The following is a 15,108-nucleotide window of genomic DNA, read 5'->3' as shown; positions in this document are numbered from 1 at the left end:
ATAGTTAGCCGTTATTTTTCTTCCCGATGCTAGTTAACACCTCAAAAAATATAAATAATTCACAGGGTAAAAAATGATGAAGCGCAATGTAATCCTATGGGCAATCCCGACACTAATAACGTTTGGTAGTGCTAACGCCGCTGAAATTTATAATAAGGACGGTAACAAACTGGATCTGGCAGGAAAAGTGAATGCCGGGCATCTCTTTTCTTCAGATGAAGCCAATAATGGTGACGTCTCTTTTGCTCGTTTGGGTTTTAAAGGGGAAACGCAAATCAATGACCAGCTCACGGGCTATGGCATGTGGCAGTACCAGTTTCAGCTCAATAACTCGGAAGGTAGCGATGCGCAAACCGGTAATAAAACTCGTCTGGGTTACGCGGGTCTGAAATTCGGCAAGTATGGCTCTTTTGACTATGGGCGTAATTACGGTCTTGTTTATGATGCCCTCTCCTATACCGATATGCTGCCGAAGTTTGGCGGCGACTCAGGTTATAGCGACAGCTTTTTAGCCGGACGTGCAGGCGGCGTTGCTACCTGGCGCAACAGCGACTTTTTTGGGCTGGTAGAGGGGCTGAATATTGCTGCACAGTATCAGGGTAAAAATGAACGCAGCGGAACGGATGCCGTACGTCGCTCTAATGGCGATGGTTACGCCGCCTCCCTTTCCTGGACGGCTGATTTCGGGCTGGGTCTGGCGGCGGCATGGGCCAGCGTAGACCGCACAACGGCCCAGAATCAGGCCGCGCGTGGCGAAGGCGATCGCGCCGAACTTTGGTCGACGGCGGTGAAATACGATGCCAATTTGATTTATCTGGCGGCGATGTATGGCGAAACGCATAACGCTACGCCGGTTAGCGGCGGCTTTGCCAATAAGGCTCAGAATTTTGAAGCGGTCGCACAATATCAGTTCCTGAATGGTTTGCGCCCTTCCCTGGCCTTTGTTACCTCACGCGGTAAGGATATTGAAAACATCGGCAACGTGGATCTGTACAAATATATCAGTGCCGGTGCCAGCTATTACTTTAATAAAAATATGCTGGCCTATGCGGAATACCGTATTAACCTGCTAAAAGACAATAATCCACTTGGTGCCGCAACCGACGACATTACCGGCGTGGGGCTGACTTATCAATTCTGATTACGTTAAACGATAGCGCCCGTCAGGAACCGGCGCGGACGGCAGTTCGCGCTGGTTATTCATTTCCATCAGGTTAATGGCAATATTGGTACACATGGCATCCATCGGCAAATGGTTATTGGCATAACCAAACGGCATCTCCAGCTCTTCCGCCAGCTTATCCAGCGACAGAAAACTGTAGGCGATAAACACTGAGACCAGCGGCGTCATATAGTGTAAATCGGGCACCAGCGCGAAAGGCAGCAGCGTACAAAACAGATAAACCGTGCGGTGCAGCAACAGGCCATAAGCGAAGGGAACCGGCATACTCGCCAGGCGTTCACAGCCACCCAATACCTGAGAAAGCTGGTTAAGACTGTTATCAAGCTGGGCAAACACGATATCAGAGACGTTACCGCTGCGCCGCTGTTCAGCCAGCCACTGCGAAATTTTCATCGCGATAGCATTGGTTGGCGCGCGACGCCGCAAAATGTCTTCCGCTTCATCCCCCAGATAATGATACATGTCCGCTTTGGCATCGGTCTGCCGCAGCTGGTGTTTCAGGCTATAGCTGAACGCCATCAGCAACGCGCCAATCCTCGGGCCATCAGCTGGCGCAACCGTAAGTGCCAGTCGCAGAAAGTTACGGCAGTTGATCAGCAGTCCGCCCCACAGCAGTCGGGCTTCGGTGTAGCGTGCATAGCAAACGCTGTTACGGAAACCAAGGAAGATCGCGATGGAGACGCCGAGCAGACTGAACGGTGCCAGCGTCAGTTTCACCCCCAGCGTCTCATACCAGTCGAGGCTGAAAATGGCCACCACTGACATCAGCAGATTCAGGCTCAGGCGAAACAGAATATCGGGCAGCACAGAGCCGTGCCAGGAAAAGAGACGGAGAAACCAGTTGCGATGCGGACGAATAATCATAGTGAACAGGCTCAGGCAGTAAGTAAATGCTGACAACTTCCCGTCATAGCGTCGGACGTTTTATCCATTGCCATTATCAGGGCGCTAACAGGTCAAAGTGGCTGGCATCAGGATCCTGCAACGTCACCGGCGGCGTCAATTTCAATGTGATCCAGTTAGAGGTGACGCGCTGCTGCTTGCTGTCCTCAACCGTCACCGACAGGCGATATTCATTACTGGCCTCCGGCGAGCTGTCCCAGGCAGGAATAATAATACTCCAGCCCTGAGGATCTGTGTTATCCGCTGGCGGCGTCAGGCTGAGGGCCTGGGTATCGCCTTGCCAGCTGACCGCAGCGACAGGGTTGCTATGACGGATCTGCAATTTCAACGGCAGCGTTTCACCCGGCATCACCTGCCACGGCGGCGTCGCTAAAAACACCGACAGGGTTTTCTGCTGGCGGAACTCCATGACGGGCAGATTGTTGCGGCTTACCACATCATAGCGGCTGCCGCTTAGCGAACGCGCTGCGGCAACGTTGTCGGCCGAAAGTTGCTTACTGATAGCCACGCCGATCTGGTAGTTCATCTTCAATCCCAGCTGATCCTGCGTTTCGCCGGTGTCCGCCGTTTTATGGCTGGCAGTGAGCGTAAACAGCGGCACCGGCGTATAGCTGACGCCCAGCTCAATGGCCGCAGGATTGCTGCTGACGGTGCCGCTGTTAAACAGATCGACGTTATTGCCCAGATAGCGCTCATAACTTACCGACAGGCCAAGCTGCTGGTAAAACGGCAGATATCCCTGCGTAGTAATATCGTACCCGCGCGCCATACGCATTTGCGAGTCAGCCGCGTTTTGCCGCCAGCTTGAAAGCGGTTGGTAGTAATTGGCGGAAAAGCGCAGAAAATTGCTCCAGGCTTCTGCTCCCAGCGAGCCGCGCTGAAGATCGGATTCGAACTGGTCATCAACAAACGCGTTATAACCCAGACGCCAGCTGCCGAGCAGCCAGCGCTGCCCCAGACCGGCATTGCCTACCAGGCCATAATCACTTTGCTCAATACCCAGCTGGCTGAAGGTGAGATACCGATAATTATCCTGCCAGGGCGTGACCAGCTGCGCGGAGGTGCCATCAAAGTTGCCTTTGCTGTCGACCATCAGCGACAGCGTCGCGCGACCGTAAGGCGACAGCAGCTCTTTCCCTTCACTTTCCGCCCGGCGTGCCGCTTCATCACGAAAATGTTCAAACGCCCACTGCCCGGCTTCGCTGCCCAGCGATTTATCATCATCGCTGCTCATACTGGCCTGGCCAATACTTTTCATTGCTTCTGCGACACGCTTCGATAGCGCCGTGTCGCCCGTTTTATCACTGCCCAAATCAGGCAGCGAATCACTAAAACGTGCGGGATCGGCAAAAGGCGCGCTGGCGACGCGAGTATCCGTGGTTAGCGCCTGCGCAAACGGGCTGGCGGCCGTAAAGAAAAGTAGCGATGCGATCGGCAGGGAACAAGGGTTAAAATTTTTCATAATTTCAAAATTTGCCATCTGGCAAGCTAATTTAATCGATGAAAATGGAAGATGGCTCACAAAATCAGATAAATGCCAGCTTAACACTTTTGCCCCGCTAACGGCACCTTCTGCGGCAATTGATTCATGGACGCCGGGTTAAGCCACTGGCAGATCGTGTATTTATCGACCAGACTTTGCGCAGACCCGCCAAACAGGAACGTGACGATGAAAAAAACCTTACTCGCGATGGCACTGGTGGCGAACATCAACGCCGCCTATGCTGCCCCCCTTTTTTCACTCAGCTCGCCAGATTTTAATGACAACGCGGTACTTCAGAAGAAATTTGCTGGCGCGGCCAAAGGCAATATCAGCTGTACCGGTGAAAACGTTTCGCCCGCGTTAAGCTGGACTAACCCGCCGGAGGGGACGAAAAGTTTTGCCCTGACGATTGTCGACCCGGTCGGCGCGAAAGGCCTGGGCGTAAACCATTTTGTTGGCTACAACATCCCTGCTCAGCGCACCCGCTTTGCCCAGGGCGAGCTGACCGAGGGCAAAGGTTACACGGGGGGTAAAAACAGTCCCGGCACGCTGCACTATTATGGTCCCTGTCCGCCCGCCGGAACGGGACTGCACCATTACAACTTCACGCTCATCGCCACCGATTTACCCGCCAGTGAACTTGAACAGGGGCTGACGCGTGAGGAATTATTGCAACGATTAAAAGGTCATGCGCTTGGCGCAGCTGGCCTGGTCGGCCGTTACGGTAACGACCATTGAGACAGGCTGCTGATTACTTACACTGCGTGAATTTCACGCTAATGAACTTATCAAATTGACATCGCTTTCTTTAAAAGTGAGGATTGCCCCGGTCTGGCTGCAATAACATGTCAGGCCGGGCACTGCAATTGTTCCCATTCTCAAAAGTGTCATGTAAACTGAATACAGATTTATCTTTATGTAAAACAGAATAATTTTCAGCCGACTGGCCTTTTTTCTGCCCAGACGACTGAAGCGTGTGAGACGGGTTTGTGAACACTACTACTCACTGATGATATTCACGAGGATCGCTGTGAAAATAAGCATCGCGTTAACCCTGCTGGCTGTGCTGACGCTGTCTGCATGCAAGGCTCCTCTTCCTCCGATGACGGACGACACGCTCGTCACTTCTGAAGTCGATGGCGTGAAGCTGACGCATCGCCATGCCGTTCATGCACCAAAAACCTTTACGCCAGTTAATGAAACCTACCGGGCTTTATACAACGCGTCGGTGATGAGCGGCCCGGACTTTGGCAGCAAGGTGGTTCGCTATCTGGAAAACAGCAAGCCGTTCACCGTGCTGGGCGAAGTGGAAAATCACTGGCTAGCCGTAGCCGAACCCGATCAGCAAGAGCTTATTGGTTACGTGCCGTACAAAGCGGGCGTCAAAACCGACCTGTATGACGCCACGCTGCGCAGCGATCGCCCTCGCCCACGTAAAGCCAAACAAGTTTGCGTCGACGTTGGCGGGCAAAGTAAGGCTTGCCGTAACAACGATACCGCCACCTGGATTCTGGAATAGACATGATATTCTCAGCGCCATGGAAGGCCCTGTATCACCGTCTGATAAGATTGGATAGCGCCTGCGCTGCAGGTGCCAAACAGCTGAGACAGTAAAGCCTGATGACCCCGGAACACCCTGCTGACACCCGCACTTTTAGCGGTCAGGAAAACCCATTACTTGCAGCAGCAGCGCCGTTGCTGAATGCAATCGTACAGATCCGCCTGGCGGCAACGCATGATGACCCTGCCGGCCTGCGCCAGCAGCTGGTTGATGAGATTCGTCAGTTTGAAGCGCGCAGCAAAAACATCGGTTTGCCTTTCGATATGATCATTGGCGCCCGCTACTGCCTTTGCAGCGTGCTGGACGAAGCGGCGGCCCAAACGCCCTGGGGAACGCGTGGCGTCTGGTCCGGTAACGGCTTGCTGGTGACTTTTCATAATGAGAGCTGGGGCGGCGAAAAAGTGTTTCAACTGCTGTCGCGTATTTCTCAAACGCCTGCGCAACATTTATGGCTGCTGGAAGTCATCCACTACTGCCTGCTGCTGGGCTATGAAGGACGCTATCGTGCGGTTGAGCAAGGCAGGCTGCAACGCGACGCGGTAAGAAATCGCCTTGCGCAGTTAATCAACGATACGCGAGGTGAATTACCGCCGCAGCCAGAGCCTCAACCGCTGGAGCCGGTCGGTCGTGATTCGCGATGGCGTCCTCCGGTACCGCTCTGGGCCTGTATTGCGCTGACGGCTTTCATCGCCAGCATGATTTATTCAGGCCTCAACTGGCGTTTAGGCAATGCGGCTGAACCGCTGCTGCGGGCTATCTGGGAGACGCCACTGCCGCAGAACGAAATTGCCCGCAACAGTTCGAGCCAGGCGCTATTAGATCTGCGCCAGCGGCTGGATGATTTGATTACTGCTCGCCAGCTGGACGTGGCAGACGGGACTAATGGCAGCAAAGTGATCATCGCCGCCGACAAACTGTTTAGCCCTTCAGGCAGCGATCTTACGCCGGAAGGCCGGGCGATTATCACCCGTGTCTCTGCCGCGATGGATAATATCAAAGGCACGATTTTAATCAGCGTTTACACCGATAACCGGCCTGTGCATTCAACGCACTTTGCCTCAAATTATGAATATTCCCTGGCGCAGGCGCGCTCGATTAGCGCGCAGATGCGCCAGCAGATGCTGGAACCGGAACATTTACTGCGCAGCGAAGGCCGTGGCGACAGCAGCCCGTTGCTACCTAACGACAGCGACGAAAACCGGGCGCAAAACCGCCGGGTCGAAATTGTTCTGTTCCCAGCGCCAGAAGTGAAAACCAGCCAGGCGAGAAAATTCTGATGCCTTCTTTGTTTATGCTTTTTTTCAGCCGACTGCTGTGGAGCTTTTTAGGGATTACCGCCCTTTCGGCGCTGATCTGGATGATCGGCCCGCAGCTGTCGTTCCATAATACTCACTGGCTGGAAAGCCCTCTTAATCGCCAGATAGCCATTGGTCTGTGCTATTTCCTGTGGATCCTTTTCCAGCTGATCCCTCAGCTTTACCGCGCCTGGTTTAACAGCAAGCTGTTAAGCAATATGCAGCGTTCCAGCGCCGATCACAGCGAACAGGCCGCCGCCGAAGAGCTGCTCGGTGCGCTCTTCAGCGAAGCGGCTTCGCTGCTAAAGAAAACCCACTTCACCGGCCCCCAGCAGAAGAAAAAACGCGGCTGGCTTCAGCGTTTCAATGCGCAATATCTCTATCAGCTGCCGTGGTACATCATTGTTGGTGCACCGGGAGCGGGAAAAACTACCGCGCTGATCAACTCAGGTCTTGAGTTTCCTCTGGGCGAAAGCATCGGCAGAACGGCCTTGCGGGGCGTGGGCGGTACTCGCCATTGCGACTGGTGGTTTACTCAGGAAGCGGTGCTGCTGGATACCGCAGGACGCTATACGCTCCAGGAAAGCCAGCGGGCAAGAGATGCCAGCGAATGGCAGACCTTTATTAATCTGCTTAAGCGCTACCGGACGCGCCAGCCGATTAACGGCGTGATTATGGCGATCAGCGTCGCGGATCTGTTAAGCGACTCCGCCGAGGCTCGTCGTTTTCAGGCTCAGGCGTTGCGTACCCGCATGGCGGAGCTGCACCAGCAAACCGGGATCCACTTCCCGGTCTACATCATGGTGACCAAGACCGATTTACTGAAAGGTTTTATGAGCTATTACGGTACGCTGGATAAAACGCAGCGTGACCGTATCTGGGGCTTTGGTTTCCCATGGGGCGCCGAGCGACCTGCTGGACAATCGTTAACGTCACTGTTTACTGAACAGTTCAACGACATGACGCTGCGTTTGCAAACCGGGCTGGCGGGCAGAATGGCGAAGGAAAGCGACCTGACGCAGCGCGCCGACTGTTTTCTCTTCCCACAGGAATTTGCTTCACTGCGTCCGCTACTGGCGGAATATCTGGATATTGTCTTCGCGGAGAAAGAGGGTGAAATACCCTGGGCGCCGCGCGGGCTGTTTTTCACCAGCGGCACGCAGGAAGGTCTGCCTTTCGATCGCATTATGGGAGAGCTGACCCGCAAACTTCAGCTGCCGCAGGCTTCCAGCCATCCTATCGCCAGCTGGAACAGCGTCAACCGCATTGCGCCCATTCCTGCCAATAAAGGCCAGAGCTACTTTATTCGTGCGCTGATGAGCGATCTGATCTTTCAGGAGAGCGAGCTGGCGGGCAGCGATCGGTCATGGGAACACCGCAATCGCCTGCTGCACTGGACGGGCTACGCTTCGCTTGGCCTGGCGCTGATCCTCGCCACCCTGCTTTGGGCCACCAGTTACTATAAAAATCAGCAGTATCTGCAACAGGTTGAAGCACGGCTTCCTCCGGTGGACCGTCAGGCTCAGCAACTCATCGGCAATAACCACGGAGATATCCTGGATCTGCTACCCTTCTTAAATAGCCTGGTGGCCCTGCCGCAAAGCAGTAGCTTCCGGCTTGACGAGCCGCCTTTGAGCATGCGCGGCGGCCTGTACCGTGGCGATCAGATTAACGCCGCCGCACAGGGCTTTTATCAGAACGCGTTAAAAACGTTGCTGCTGCCGCGCGTGGCACAGAACATCACGCAAACTTTACGTAATGATAAAGGCGAGGATAGCGAATTCAGCCGCAATGCACTGCGCGCTTATCAAATGCTGTATCAGCCCCGCAGCTACGATGGCGAATTTTTACGCGGCTGGGTAATGCAAAATTTGCAGCGTACGTTGCCTGCCAACGTGACGACGCGTCAGCTTCAGCAGCTTGACTGGCATCTGAGCCAGTTACTGGATCGGCAGATCCAGACTTCACCGTTCGCGCGTGATAATGCGCTGGTGATGAGAAAATTGGCGTTTAATCTTGAGAGTCCTGGACGGCCGTCTGGCAGCACTGCGGCAAATATTGCTCCGCCGGTTCAGGCTATCCCCCCTCACTAGCCGGGAAGGTGATGACTATGCCAGATAAAAATATGCTGGGTTGGTACGGGAAATTACCCGGCACCGGCGATTTTTTACAGCGTCGGTTACCGGAAGCGATTGTCGCCAGTTGGTCTAACTGGTTTCAGCAGGGTTTATCACTCTGGTATCACCAGAGCGAGGGTGACGGTGAGCTTTTTAGCCGCGCACCGGTGTGGAATTTTGCCGTCCCTGCTACGCTCGGTGTACAGCGTGTACAAATTGGCTGTCTGCTCCCTTCGCGCGATCGCGTAGGCCGAACCTGGCCTTTGCTGGCGCTGCAAAGCGTGCCGGTCAGTCTCTGGCATCCGGCGCAGCTGGCAGTATCTGGCGACTGGTTTCAGACGTTGGGGGAAACGCTGCATCAGGCCGTCAGCCAGCAATCGACCCCCGAGCGGCTTGAACAAAGGCTACTGACGCTGCCGCCGCTGTCGCTGCCCGATACCGGCCGTTCAGATATTATGGATGTGATTGGCTATCAGGATCTGCCTTGCACGCTGGCATGGCACGAGGTGGCGACCCGCTTTGACCCCATGCGCTATACCAGCTACTGGTGGACAAATCAAAGCGATGGTTATCCCCTGGCCAGCCATAAACACAGCGGCAACCTTACCGCACAACTATTCTCACAGTTATTCGATCCGGCCGCTGTAGCACAGCCGGGTCGGCATGGACTCTATCCACCCATGTTCGAATAGAGTTATTTGGCCCGTTGGCTTTGGCTTCAGGAAAAGCGCATGCGATTTACCATTGTTGAAAGCAGAACCGAGGCGCCCGTTACCGCCTGTGATTTTATGCCGCCAGGCGGCACCATAGGCCGTAGCGTTGATAACGATCTGGTTTTACCGGATACCGAGCGCGCCATTTCTCGCTTGCAGGCAGTCGTCCAGATCGCCAGCAACGGCGAGTGTCGTCTGACCAATCACGGTAGCGTGATCGCGGTGGTGCATAATCAGGCCCCTCTCGATCGCGGCAGGCAAATTGTTCTGCATCATGGCGACATACTGGGCATTGGCGATTATCAAATTACGATAAGCGATCCCAACCGCCAGCAGGATACCGCTTTCAGCGACGTGGATCCCCTTGCATTATTCAGCCATGACCAGACATTGCCCAACGATCCGCTGGGTATCCTGAACGAGCAGATACCGGTCGTGGTGCCTGCTCCCGAGCAGCCCGCCGTTCGTCAGGTTCGGCAAAACGATGCGCGGCTGGATATTGACCCGGTTCGCAGCGATCTGCCGCATGCTGAGAATGCTGTACATGAAGGCAACGAGCAGCGCTTGCTCGCCGCTCTGCTGGAAGGCATGGGGCTGGATAATGGCGCGGGCAGGCCACAGCTGACAGAAGACCAAATGCGCACGACGGGGAAAATGCTCAGCCTCTTTTCTCAGGGAACCGTCGCCCTGCTCTCATCACGTTCAATCCTGAAACGCGGCGTGAAGGCAGAAATGACGATGATCCTGAACGAAGCGAACAACCCGTTCAAAATATTGCCTTCAGGTAAGACGGTCCTGATGCAGATATATCAGAGCCAGATGCCAGGCTTTATGCCGCCTGAGCAGGCAGTGCGTGATGCGTTAGTGGATTTGCAGGCGCATCAGCTGGGGATGATTGCCGGGATCCGCGCGATTATTGCCGCCATGCTGCAATCTTTCAATCCGCAACGGCTGGAAGATTACGCCCGTCGTGATGGCAACGTTCCACGGATAGGGTTAAGCGCGGTAAAAAAAGCCGCCCTGTGGGACTATTTTTTGCGTCACTACCAGAACACGTCTGGCGAAATTGAGGACGATTTCCATACCCTCTTCGGCGACGCATTTCTGCAAGCCTATGATATGGAAGTGAATCAGTATAAAGACTCGCAGCTCAAACCGGAAAAGAATGAACATTAACTATGCATTGACCTCACAAACGGGTGCCCGGGAAAGTAATCAGGATGAAACGGGCGCGTTGATAGGCGAACGCTGCGCCTGTTTTTTAGTCTGTGACGGGGTAGCGGGCACGGCAGGCGGTGAAACGGCAGCGAGAATCGCCCGCGATACGTTGCTGGCTGAGCTGATGGTCGATAAGCCTATTCAGCCAGCAGATACCGCGGAATGGATCGATAAGGCCGAGCAGGCGATTCGCCAGGCACAGAGTAAAATTCTGAATTTTGATCGGATGAGCACTACGCTGGCGGCGGTATTTATTGACCGTGATTCTCAGCGTGCATGGTGGGCGCATGCCGGTGACAGCAGGATTTACCACTTTCGCCGGGGGTATATTCATGCGGTCACGCGCGATCATAGCCTGGCGCAGCAGTTAAAGGATGCTGGTGTAGATAATTCCGGCATTAACAGCAACTTACTCTATAATGCTTTGGGTGCGGGCGGTACATTGCCGGTGAGTTACAGTGAGGTTATGCCGCTGGAAGATGGCGATGCCTTTTTAGTCTGTACCGATGGTTTCTGGTGCAGCCTGACGCCGGAAGAGATGCAACAGGCGCTGCGTATGGTCAGCTCGCCTCATGAGTGGCTGGCGCTGATGCAGGAAGCCATCAACCGTAGCGAGCAGAAGGATAACCTGAGTGCCGTAGCCGTCTGGATTGGCTCGCCACAGGAAACCACTCTCTTACAATCCGTAGCGGACTCAGGACGCTTCCTGCCGACGCGTGATTAACACCAAGGAACACTATGAAATACGGGTTGCCAGCTATTGCTTTGTTGATTGCAACTGCCGCTCAGGCTGAGGATTACCGCGTGGTATATTCCCCAAGCCTGGCGCTGGAGGTGTTCATTGACAACGTTGAAAGTAATGCGCCGCGAGACTGGTGTCAGGAGACTATCCACTTGCGCCTCGTTTCCGGTAAAAGCAAAGAATCCAGCACCCTGACCAGTTTTCTGCCGCGCGTCGGCAAGCTGTTAAATAACCAGTGCGGCAAACTTACCGAACTCCCATGGCAAATGACCAACGCTGCCGGAACGGTGCTGGCTGCCGGTACCGCAGCCAAAGAACAGAACTGGCGCCCAATCGTTATCGCGGACGGGACAACGGCGGCGAATGCCAGCAATGCGGAACCGCTGGATTTGTCACAGCCAGCCAATAGCGCACCATTGCAGCATTTCGATCTGCCCGGTGGCTGTCATTTTCGCACCTGGTGGGATGAAAAAGGCCAGTCGCTGTTTATCCCTGACGATCGTCACCTCAGCTGTTCTACCGAAGGATGGCTGGAGGGGAAAAGTCAGTTGACCCTTTCCTCTAACGGGAAAGATCAGCCCGTTGACGTCCAGTTTTACCAGGGATTTCCGTTACGCAATATCCATCCTGCTTCGGGAGAACTGGACGTTGTCGCGGCGAATAATCAACGGCTGGTCGTCAGTAAAAAGACGGCCCCCAACAGCTGGCTGGTGCTGACGTTTAATCCTGCTTTGCACGTCTGGTCATTTGATGGCGCACTGCTGGTAAAAATGGACAAAAGCCAGGCGGCGGACCCTGCCGTCCTGAAGGCTCGCGTAGATGCTCTGCGTCAGGTCTGGAGCAAAGTCGTCGATTCAAAAGTAAAAATTAATGTGCTGCTGGTGGATGACCTGCATGCAGACCTGGCCGATCCGGCTATTGGCGCCTGGCGCACTGTTAACTGACCGGCTCTCCCGGATGGGAGCAGCAGAGAAGTTGGCATTCAGAGAGTGTTTACTATGTCGGCAAACGATAATGTCAAGAACGTGCCCAACGCCCTTCCGGCTGGCCACCGTTTTAACGAATTTGAAATTAAAGAAGTCATTGGCGGTGGCGGCTTCGGCATTGTTTATCGTGCCTGGGACCACCTGCTTGAACGTACCATCGCCATTAAAGAGTATTTGCCGGTTTCACTCGCCTCCCGCGATGAACAACTGACTATCGTGCTGCGCGGCGAGCGCTATCAAAAACTGTTTTCAGCAGGACTTAGCAGCTTTATTCAGGAAGCCCGCCTGCTGGCCCGCTTCAACCATCCGGGCTTGCTGCACGTGCTGCGGTTCTGGGAGGAGAACGGCACGGCCTATATGGGCACGCTCTATTACAGCGGTATGACCCTGAAAGAGTGGCAGTTAGGCCACCCGGAAAGGATCACCGATGAATGGATCCGCCAGCTGCTTCCGCCCCTTTTTGGCGCGATTGATACCATCCACCGTGGCGGCTACCTGCACCGCGATATCTCGCTGGATAACATTCAGATCCAGGAAAATCAGCTGCCGGTGCTGCTGGATTTCGGTTCAGCGCGTAAAACGATTGGTAACCTCTCCGACGAAACGGAGATTATGCTGAAACCCGGCTATGCGCCTATTGAGCAGTACAGCGAAGAAAGTGATATTGACCAGGGGCCGTGGACGGATATCTACGCCCTCGGCGCGGTATTGCATACGCTGGTTACCGGAAGCCCACCGCCGGTAAGCGTGGTGCGCTGTATTGAAGATCGCTACCAGCCGCTCGCCCAGCTGCGCCCGGAAGGATTCTCGCTGTCGCTGCTCAACGCCATTGACTGCGCGCTGGAAATGAAACCTCAGGACCGTCCGCAGTCTATCGATGAATTAGCGGCGCTTATTGCCCTGCCCGTAAGCTCTGTAGAAGAGTTGGTGACCAGCATACCGGCTGTGTCGGAAGAGGTGCCAGAGGCGCAGCAGGAACCTGAACCGGTCCCTGAGCCGGAGCCAGTCAGCTATACCCCTCCGCCGGTGGCAGGCGGGGAAATACCCGGCGTCAAAACCCGACTGTCTAAACCGCTTATCGCCCTCGGCGGCGTCGCTGTGCTGGCTGCGGTTGCGCTGGCCATCTCTCTCAGCCGGGAAGACACCTCTGCCGATACCCAGCAACCTGCGATAGCCGGATCGGAAACAGCGCCGACCCGCACCGTCTCGGGTGGAGCGGCAGTGAATACTAAGCCGATGATGGCTACCGTCTACCTGCGGCTTGCCAGCGGCGAAACCGTGCTGCTCAACGGCACGCCGATCGAGGTCAAGCCGAACAACAGCGGCTATGCCTCACTGAACCTGGCATCCGGTAACTACAATATTGAAGTGCATTCTGCGAACGCGGTTCACCGCCAGAGCCTGACGATTAACAAGGCAGGCACCTGGCTGATCAATCCTGGAAGCTGAGCCGGCTTAGCCGACCAGAGGGTCGTGGCATTGCTGTAATTCACGCACGCGCTGCACCAGATCGGTCAGGCAATCATCATACAGACCGCGCGTCTTCAACTCCTGTTCCAGCGAGTAAAGATACTGTGCGTTAGTGCCGAGTGGACCGCTGGCTTGAGCAATCAGCGGCGCAATGGTTTTTGGGCAGGAATCGGCCTCGTAAAGCGCATGGCGCGGATCCATAACGAATGCCAGCGCCGTCACGCTACGCCCGTCTGAAAGCTCCAGCTCACGCCAGGTAGGGAGATAGCAGCCTGTGACCATTTCGCGCTTCCACAGCAGCTCCAGCTCCTCACGGAGTTTTTCTTCCGGCAGGCGAAAAGCCAGCCCGGTCGTTTCGCCGCCCTCTTTCAGTGCCAGCATTCTTCCGGGCTGTTGAGCCGTGCCCCGTCCCGCCGTAAGCCGCAGGCAGAAAGCCCGATGCCAGCCCCTTAAGGTTCCTTCAGCCACCTCATCGGACTCGAATATAGGGTTCCACATTAGCGAACCATAGCCGAAAATCCATACCGGACTGTGATTAGGCCGACAGGAAAGCGTGGCGCTCAGCGACGCAGCACGCTGTTCGCAGGTCCATAACAGCGATTCCTCGATTGCACCAAAAGCCGTCTTACAATCCGCTTTTAATAAGAAATCCCTTGTTAACATTGACCCCCCTTACCCGTGCTCATGCTTGCGACAAGTTAACTTATTCCGAAAATTGTTTTGCGTTAAAGGTGACAATATGTCATTTCGTCCCTGGCAATCAAGTTTGAACTTTGTCACAAAAGCGAAAAATTTTACTTAGGTTTATCATCGGCCGCATAAGAAAAAACTTAAGGCCGGCAGACAAAAAGTGTGATGGCCGTTAACAGCCGGAGATCGTGACGCGGGAGACCGTACGGAAACGTTTTGCAGGGCAGCGGCTGCCGCCCTGCGGAAAGCTAGTGCTTTTTATGCCACTTGTCATCGTCGCCTTTTTCATAGGAATGCTTTACCGCAGACCAGGCAACTTTGTGAGCCACCTCTTCGCGGGACTCGTCACCGCGGCGATCTTTCTTCTCTTTGTATTCATCCCAGGCGCTATTAAATGCTTCCAGGTAGATGTCCTGAGCATGAGCCGGCAGGACATGCTTCACGCTGTCAGGCAGTGAAGATCTTGTACTGTATGGCATCGTTTTCCCTCCTCTGATTAGGCCATATAAGCCTGGAACATAATTAACGACTGTGCCAGCAATGCAGTTATTGCCATCAGGATTAAAAAACAGGTTGTAAGGCTAATTTAGCCAATACAGATGCGATTCAAATGCGCATTAATCACCACAAATAGCGTGAAAATAAAAATTATTAATTCATATAATTCATAAAGTTATAACTGAATAAATTTTAAAGAATGGAAGTTTATGATTTTTCTCTTTTAATGCGTAAATCAGTGTAAATTTT

The 15,108-nt window shown here is 54.4% G+C and carries 14 protein-coding genes; 10 read left to right on the top strand and 4 right to left on the bottom strand.

All coding sequences use genetic code 11. The annotated features are described in order from the left end of the window. Window positions 1-73 precede the first annotated feature (73 nt). The gene (locus tag AAGQ96_RS08775) at window positions 74-1,141 is read left to right on the top strand and encodes a porin (RefSeq protein ID WP_305790948.1); all 1,068 of its coding nucleotides are present in this window, start codon (window positions 74-76) and stop codon (window positions 1,139-1,141) included. On the opposite strand, the gene AAGQ96_RS08770 is transcribed toward AAGQ96_RS08775, so the two are convergent. Together AAGQ96_RS08770 and AAGQ96_RS08765 are read right to left on the bottom strand one after the other, a co-directional pair. Next, the gene (locus AAGQ96_RS08770; RefSeq protein WP_147197209.1) at window positions 1,142-2,047 is read right to left on the bottom strand and encodes a bestrophin family ion channel; all 906 of its coding nucleotides are present in this window, start codon (window positions 2,045-2,047) and stop codon (window positions 1,142-1,144) included. Between the two features lie 76 nt (window positions 2,048-2,123). Beyond that, on the bottom strand, window positions 2,124-3,548 hold the full coding sequence (locus AAGQ96_RS08765) for a YchO/YchP family invasin (RefSeq protein ID WP_342755291.1): 1,425 nt from the start codon (window positions 3,546-3,548) through the stop codon (window positions 2,124-2,126). A gap of 207 nt (window positions 3,549-3,755) precedes the next feature. On the opposite strand from AAGQ96_RS08765, the gene AAGQ96_RS08760 reads away from it, so the two are divergent. The 9 genes from AAGQ96_RS08760 (at window position 3,756) to AAGQ96_RS08720 (ending at window position 13,650) form a co-directional block, all read left to right on the top strand. Continuing rightward, the gene (locus tag AAGQ96_RS08760) at window positions 3,756-4,307 is read left to right on the top strand and encodes a YbhB/YbcL family Raf kinase inhibitor-like protein (protein ID WP_147197205.1); all 552 of its coding nucleotides are present in this window, start codon (window positions 3,756-3,758) and stop codon (window positions 4,305-4,307) included. Window positions 4,308-4,599: 292 nt separating this feature from the next. Continuing rightward, a complete protein-coding gene (locus AAGQ96_RS08755) occupies window positions 4,600-5,088 on the top strand; it encodes an SH3 domain-containing protein (RefSeq protein WP_147197204.1) in 489 nt (162 codons plus the stop codon). Between the two features lie 101 nt (window positions 5,089-5,189). Beyond that, window positions 5,190-6,407, top strand: a complete 1,218-nt coding sequence (gene icmH, locus AAGQ96_RS08750) for a type IVB secretion system protein IcmH/DotU (RefSeq protein ID WP_342755290.1) — start codon at window positions 5,190-5,192, stop codon at window positions 6,405-6,407. After that, the gene (gene tssM / locus AAGQ96_RS08745; protein WP_342755289.1) at window positions 6,407-8,518 is read left to right on the top strand and encodes a type VI secretion system membrane subunit TssM; all 2,112 of its coding nucleotides are present in this window, start codon (window positions 6,407-6,409) and stop codon (window positions 8,516-8,518) included. Before icmH ends, tssM begins: the two co-directional genes overlap by 1 nt. Window positions 8,519-8,535: 17 nt before the next feature. Next, the gene (gene tagF, locus AAGQ96_RS08740) at window positions 8,536-9,234 is read left to right on the top strand and encodes a type VI secretion system-associated protein TagF (protein ID WP_147197198.1); all 699 of its coding nucleotides are present in this window, start codon (window positions 8,536-8,538) and stop codon (window positions 9,232-9,234) included. A 39-nt stretch (window positions 9,235-9,273) separates the two neighbouring features. Beyond that, window positions 9,274-10,431 carry a type VI secretion system-associated FHA domain protein TagH gene (tagH, locus tag AAGQ96_RS08735; RefSeq protein WP_147197196.1) on the top strand — a complete coding sequence of 386 codons (1,158 nt, stop codon included), beginning with the start codon at window positions 9,274-9,276 and terminating at the stop codon, window positions 10,429-10,431. Then, window positions 10,421-11,197, top strand: coding sequence for a PP2C family serine/threonine-protein phosphatase (locus AAGQ96_RS08730; RefSeq protein WP_147197194.1), 777 nt, complete (start codon window positions 10,421-10,423; stop codon window positions 11,195-11,197). The genes tagH and AAGQ96_RS08730 overlap by 11 nt, the downstream gene beginning before the upstream one ends. A 14-nt stretch (window positions 11,198-11,211) precedes the next feature. Further along, window positions 11,212-12,159 carry a hypothetical protein gene (locus tag AAGQ96_RS08725; RefSeq protein ID WP_147197192.1) on the top strand — a complete coding sequence of 316 codons (948 nt, stop codon included), beginning with the start codon at window positions 11,212-11,214 and terminating at the stop codon, window positions 12,157-12,159. A 54-nt stretch (window positions 12,160-12,213) separates the two neighbouring features. Further along, entirely contained in the window at window positions 12,214-13,650 is a 1,437-nt protein-coding gene (locus tag AAGQ96_RS08720) for a serine/threonine-protein kinase (RefSeq protein WP_342755288.1), read from the top strand. Window positions 13,651-13,656: 6 nt separating this feature from the next. Here AAGQ96_RS08720 and AAGQ96_RS08715 read toward each other — a convergent pair whose 3' ends face one another. Then, window positions 13,657-14,334: a gamma-glutamylcyclotransferase gene (locus AAGQ96_RS08715; RefSeq protein ID WP_342755287.1), complete on the bottom strand. Its 678-nt coding sequence runs from the start codon at window positions 14,332-14,334 to the stop codon at window positions 13,657-13,659. A gap of 275 nt (window positions 14,335-14,609) precedes the next feature. Next, a complete protein-coding gene (gene chaB, locus AAGQ96_RS08710) occupies window positions 14,610-14,840 on the bottom strand; it encodes a putative cation transport regulator ChaB (RefSeq protein WP_342755286.1) in 231 nt (76 codons plus the stop codon). Between the last annotated feature and the right edge of the window lie 268 nt (window positions 14,841-15,108).

The organism is Pantoea sp. MBD-2R, from assembly GCF_039134845.1.
Classification (GTDB): domain Bacteria; phylum Pseudomonadota; class Gammaproteobacteria; order Enterobacterales; family Enterobacteriaceae; genus Erwinia.
Note: the sequence above shows the minus strand (reverse complement) of the source record. Positions and strands in the feature narration are given on the sequence as shown.

Bases quoted from the DNA above. Each gene is read 5' to 3' on its own strand.
- AAGQ96_RS08775 (WP_305790948.1), top strand. From the start codon at position 74: ATGATGAAGCGCAATGTAATCCTATGGGCAATCCCGACACTAATAACG.
- AAGQ96_RS08770 (WP_147197209.1), bottom strand. From the start codon at position 2,047: ATGATTATTCGTCCGCATCGCAACTGGTTTCTCCGTCTCTTTTCCTGG.
- AAGQ96_RS08765 (WP_342755291.1), bottom strand. From the start codon at position 3,548: ATGAAAAATTTTAACCCTTGTTCCCTGCCGATCGCATCGCTACTTTTC.
- AAGQ96_RS08760 (WP_147197205.1), top strand. From the start codon at position 3,756: ATGAAAAAAACCTTACTCGCGATGGCACTGGTGGCGAACATCAACGCC.
- icmH (WP_342755290.1), top strand. From the start codon at position 5,190: ATGACCCCGGAACACCCTGCTGACACCCGCACTTTTAGCGGTCAGGAA.
- tssM (WP_342755289.1), top strand. From the start codon at position 6,407: ATGCCTTCTTTGTTTATGCTTTTTTTCAGCCGACTGCTGTGGAGCTTT.
- tagF (WP_147197198.1), top strand. From the start codon at position 8,536: ATGCCAGATAAAAATATGCTGGGTTGGTACGGGAAATTACCCGGCACC.
- tagH (WP_147197196.1), top strand. From the start codon at position 9,274: ATGCGATTTACCATTGTTGAAAGCAGAACCGAGGCGCCCGTTACCGCC.
- AAGQ96_RS08730 (WP_147197194.1), top strand. From the start codon at position 10,421: ATGAACATTAACTATGCATTGACCTCACAAACGGGTGCCCGGGAAAGT.
- AAGQ96_RS08725 (WP_147197192.1), top strand. From the start codon at position 11,212: ATGAAATACGGGTTGCCAGCTATTGCTTTGTTGATTGCAACTGCCGCT.
- AAGQ96_RS08720 (WP_342755288.1), top strand. From the start codon at position 12,214: ATGTCGGCAAACGATAATGTCAAGAACGTGCCCAACGCCCTTCCGGCT.
- AAGQ96_RS08715 (WP_342755287.1), bottom strand. From the start codon at position 14,334: ATGTTAACAAGGGATTTCTTATTAAAAGCGGATTGTAAGACGGCTTTT.
- chaB (WP_342755286.1), bottom strand. From the start codon at position 14,840: ATGCCATACAGTACAAGATCTTCACTGCCTGACAGCGTGAAGCATGTC.